Consider the following 4,269-nt stretch of genomic DNA (forward strand, 5'->3'; position numbering starts at 1 on the left):
GGGGTTTAATGGGTCCCACGGGGCCGGTGCGGGACGGCCGGGGCGGGCCCCCGGGGCGGGGTGCCCGGCCCGTTCGCAGCGGTTCAGCGGCCGGTGCCGCCGTAGACCACGGCCTCGTCGGTGTCGGTGTCCAGCCCGAACGCGGTGTGCACGGCGCGCACGGCCTCCGGGATGTCCTCGGCACGGGTGACCACCGAGATGCGGATCTCCGAGGTGGAGATCAGCTCGATGTTGACCCCGGCCTCCGAGAGCGCCTCGAAGAACGTCGCGGTGACGCCCGGGTTGGAGCGCATGCCGGCGCCGACCAGGGACAGCTTGCCGATCGCGTCGTCGTAGCGCAGCGACTCGTAGCCGATGCCGTCCTTGACCCGGCCGAGCGCGTCGATGGCCTTCTGGCCGTCGGTCTTCGGCAGGGTGAAGGAGATGTCGGTCAGACCGGTCGACGCGGTGGAGACGTTCTGCACCACCATGTCGATGTTGACCTCGGAGTCCGCGATCGCGCGGAAGATCCGGGCCGCCTCGCCCGGCTTGTCCGGCACGCCGACGACCGTGATCTTGGCCTCGGACGTGTCGTGGGCGACTCCGGAGATGATGGCCTGCTCCATCTCGCCCCCTTCGGGCTTGTTGGGGTTGTCGCTGCTCACGATAGTCCCCGGCAGACCGGAGAACGACGAGCGGACGTGGATCGGGATGTTGTAGCGGCGCGCGTACTCGACACAGCGGTCGAGGAGCACCTTGGAGCCGGACGAGGCCAGTTCCAGCATGTCCTCGAAGGCGATCCAGTCGATCTTGCGGGCCTTCTTCACCACGCGCGGGTCGGCGGTGAACACGCCGTCCACGTCGGTGTAGATCTCGCAGACCTCGGCGCCCAGCGCGGCCGCCAGGGCGACGGCCGTGGTGTCCGAGCCGCCGCGGCCCAGCGTGGTGATGTCCTTGGAGACCTGCGACACACCCTGGAAGCCGGCCACGATCGCGATGTTGCCCTCGTCCAGGGCGTTGCGGATCCGGCCCGGCGTCACGTCGATGATGCGCGCCCGGTTGTGGGTGGAGTCGGTGATGACACCGGCCTGGCTGCCCGTGAAGGACTGGGCGTCGAAGCCCAGCGTTTTGATCGCCATGGCCAGCAGCGCCATGGAGATGCGCTCTCCAGCGGTCAGCAGCATGTCGAACTCACGGCCGGACGGAATAGGGGTCACCTGTTCCGCGAGTTCGATGAGCTCGTCCGTCGTGTCTCCCATCGCGGACACCACGACGACGACCTCATGGCCGGCCTTCCTGGTGTCCACGATCCGTCGGGCGACGCGCTTGATGCCCTCGGCATCCGCTACGGATGAGCCGCCGTACTTCTGCACGACAAGGCCCACGTGCGCTCCTCGACTTGTGTCGTGTGGGGGGTGGTGGCCCCCTTCTGCGGTCGCGGCCAGTCTATCCAGCACGAACGCCCCCACCGGCGGCTTCCGCATGATGAGACGGCGGTATCGACTGGTGAACATCCGGAACGGGCAGGTCTGCGGGCGAACGGCGGGCGGGCACAAGAAAATCCGGAACCGGGCCGTGCCCGGTCCCGGATTTCACGTCAGGCGGCTGCGGCCGACGACTTCGTCACAGTCCCAGCTCGGCGGCCATCAGGTCGCCCGCCTGCTGCTCCAGCTGCTCGTCCGTGAGGCCGTCGTCATCGGTGTCCGCACCGTCCACCGCCGCACCGATCGGGCTGTCCAGCCGGACGTGCGCGATCAGCGACTGCAGCGCCCGCAGCACCGCGGTGCAGGTCGAGCCCCAGTTGGACAGGTACGAGAACTGCCACCACCACAGCGCCTCGCTGACCCGGCCCTCCCGGTAGTGCACCAGCCCGTGCCGCAGCTCGGCCACCACCCCGGCCAGGTCGTCCGAGATCCGGAACGCGCTCGGCTTCTCCGGCGGCCCGTACGGGTCGAAGACCTCGTGGTACACGTCGATCGGGGCCAGCAGCACGGCCAGCCGCTCGCGCAGCTCGACGCCGTCCGGCTCCGGGCCGGTGTCCGGCTCGAAGCGGTCCTCCGGCAGCACGTCCTCGATCGCCCCGAGGCGCCCGCCCGCCAGCAGCAGCTGCGAGACCTCCAGCAGCAGCAGCGAGATCGCGCTGCCCGGCTCGTCGCCCTTGGCGACCTCGGTGACGGCGAGCACGAAGCTCTCCACCGAGTCGGCGATCTGCACGGCGAAGTCGTCGGGCTCCCGGGTGTGGGTGGTGTCGCTGTGGTCAGACATCGAGCAGTCGTCTCCCTTCGAAGGCCCGGCCGAGGGTGACCTCGTCGGCGTACTCCAGGTCCCCGCCGACGGGCAGACCGCTCGCCAGCCGGGTCACCTTCAGGCCCATCGGCTTGCACAGCCGGGCCAGATAGGTCGCGGTCGCCTCCCCCTCCAGGTTGGGGTCGGTGGCCAGGATCAGCTCGGTGACCGTGCCGTCGGCGAGCCTGGTCATCAGCTCGCGGATCCGCAGGTCGTCCGGGCCGACACCCTCGATCGGGCTGATCGCGCCGCCCAGCACGTGGTAGCGGCCGCGGAACTCCCGCGTCCGCTCGATCGCCACCACGTCCTTCGGCTCCTCGACCACGCAGATCACCGTGAGGTCGCGCCGCGGGTCGAGGCAGACCCGGCACTGCTCGGACTCCGCGACGTTGCCGCAGACCACGCAGAACCGGACCTTCTCCTTGACCTGCATCAGCGCATGCGCCAGCCGGCGGACGTCGACCGGATCGGCCTGCAGAACGTGGAAGGCGATCCGCTGCGCGCTCTTGGGCCCGACGCCGGGCAGCCTGCCCAGCTCGTCGATCAGGTCCTGAACCACGCCCTCGTACAACGTCACGCCTTCCCTCGGCCGGGGCCACGGCCCGGTGGCCGTCGCTCCGGTGCCATCATCCAACGAATCGGGCGCCGGACACACCGTCCGACGCCCGACTCACTCATAAATCACACAGCGCACATCTGCCGCACCCCGGCCGGCCGGGCACCGCCCGTCGCACGTCCGGCCCGGCATCCCGCCGCCGATCCGGCCGCTCATCGGCACGTACCACCGGCCGCGACGGCGTGCGGCAGCCGCCCGGAACGGGCGGCCGGGGTCAGAACGGGAGGCCGGGGATGCCGCCGCCGAGGCCCTGGGTGAGCGGGCCCATCCGCTCCGCCTGGAGCTTCTGGGCGGCCGCGCTGGCGTCCCGGACGGCGGCGAGCACCAGGTCGGCGAGGGTCTCGGTGTCCTCCGGGTCCACCGCGGCCGGCGCGATGGTCAGCGCCACCAGCTCGCCCGCACCGGTCACCGTCGCCTCGACCAGGCCACCGCCCGCCGAACCGCTCACCTTGGTCTCGGCCAGCTCCTTCTGAGCCCGGCCGAGCTCCTCCTGCATCTTCTGCGCCTGCTTGAGCAGCTGCTGCATGTTGGGCTGGCCACCAGGGAACACGGCACTTCTCCTGCCTGTACGACGTCGACGTCGCCACCGAGCCTACGCGGCCCGGCGGACCGCTGCGCCGGGCCCCGGAGACGGCACCCGGCGGCGGTGTCAGGTGTTGTGGTGGATCTCCTCCAGCACCGTCGCACCCAGCTCACGGATGATCAGCTCCTGACCGGAGAAGGCCTCCTCGGTCAGATCCGGGTCGTCGTCCTCGGGCACGTCGTCCTCGGGCGCGACCGGCGCGGGCTGCGGCGCCCGGTACGGCGCGGGCGCGGCGGGCGGCGCGCTCTGCGCGGCCGGACCGGGCTGCGGCGGCGCGACGGGCTGACCGGCGGACGGCTGCGCGGCGGGCGCCGGCACCGGGGCCGGTGCCTGGTGGGCCGGCGGGGCCGCGGGCGCGGGGCGCGCCGGAGCGGTGCCCCAACCGCCACCGCCGCCGCCCGCGGGCGGACCGGACGGGGCGGCCGAACCGCCGGACGGGTCGATGATGCACTCCACCCGCCAGTCCACCCCGAGCGCGTCGGCCAGCGCCTGGCGGAGCACCTCGTCACTGTGGCTGCCCACGAAGCTGTCCCGGGCCCCGGCGTTCACGAACGACACCTGGAGCACACTGCCGTCGAAGCCAGCGACCTGGCCGTTCTGGCTCAGCAGGATCCAGGTGAAGCGGCGGCGGTTCTTCACTGCCTCCAGGATCTGCGGCCACATCTGCCGGACCTGGGCCGCACCCTGCTGGGCGGCGGCCGAGGGCTGGGCCGAGGCCGGGGCGGGCGCCGCGGCCGGCACGGGGGCCGGCGCAGCGGGCGCCGGGGCCGGAGCGGCGGCGGGCACCGCGGGGGCGCTCCGGGCC

General features: G+C 72.2%; 4 protein-coding genes and 1 pseudogene. All 5 read right to left on the minus strand.

The genetic code is table 11. From position 1 onward, the window contains the following. Positions 1–83 precede the first annotated feature (83 nt). The gene (locus ACFV0G_RS36060; protein ID WP_380557047.1) at positions 84–1,364 is read right to left on the minus strand and encodes an aspartate kinase; all 1,281 of its coding nucleotides are present in this window, start codon (positions 1,362–1,364) and stop codon (positions 84–86) included. Positions 1,365–1,602: 238 nt separating this feature from the next. After that, positions 1,603–2,244 carry a DUF5063 domain-containing protein gene (locus ACFV0G_RS36065; RefSeq protein ID WP_380557049.1) on the minus strand — a complete coding sequence of 214 codons (642 nt, stop codon included), beginning with the start codon at positions 2,242–2,244 and terminating at the stop codon, positions 1,603–1,605. Beyond that, positions 2,237–2,836 carry a recombination mediator RecR gene (gene recR, locus ACFV0G_RS36070; protein WP_380557051.1) on the minus strand — a complete coding sequence of 200 codons (600 nt, stop codon included), beginning with the start codon at positions 2,834–2,836 and terminating at the stop codon, positions 2,237–2,239. Before recR ends, ACFV0G_RS36065 begins: the two co-directional genes overlap by 8 nt. Before the next feature lie 259 nt (positions 2,837–3,095). Next, positions 3,096–3,407: a YbaB/EbfC family nucleoid-associated protein gene (locus tag ACFV0G_RS36075; RefSeq protein ID WP_380557052.1), complete on the minus strand. Its 312-nt coding sequence runs from the start codon at positions 3,405–3,407 to the stop codon at positions 3,096–3,098. A gap of 123 nt (positions 3,408–3,530) precedes the next feature. Next, positions 3,531–4,269, minus strand: a pseudogene (locus tag ACFV0G_RS36080) (DNA polymerase III subunit gamma and tau); the annotation flags it as partial.

The sequence above is a fragment of the Kitasatospora sp. NPDC059571 genome (genome assembly GCF_042735675.1).
In the GTDB taxonomy this organism is placed as follows: Bacteria; Actinomycetota; Actinomycetes; order Streptomycetales; family Streptomycetaceae; genus Kitasatospora.

What these genes read in the sequence shown, in the direction of transcription:
- ACFV0G_RS36075 (WP_380557052.1), bottom strand. Translation starts at nt 3,407, where the DNA reads ATGCAGCAGCTGCTCAAGCAGGCGCAGAAGATGCAGGAGGAGCTCGGC.
- ACFV0G_RS36065 (WP_380557049.1), bottom strand. Translation starts at nt 2,244, where the DNA reads ATGTCTGACCACAGCGACACCACCCACACCCGGGAGCCCGACGACTTC.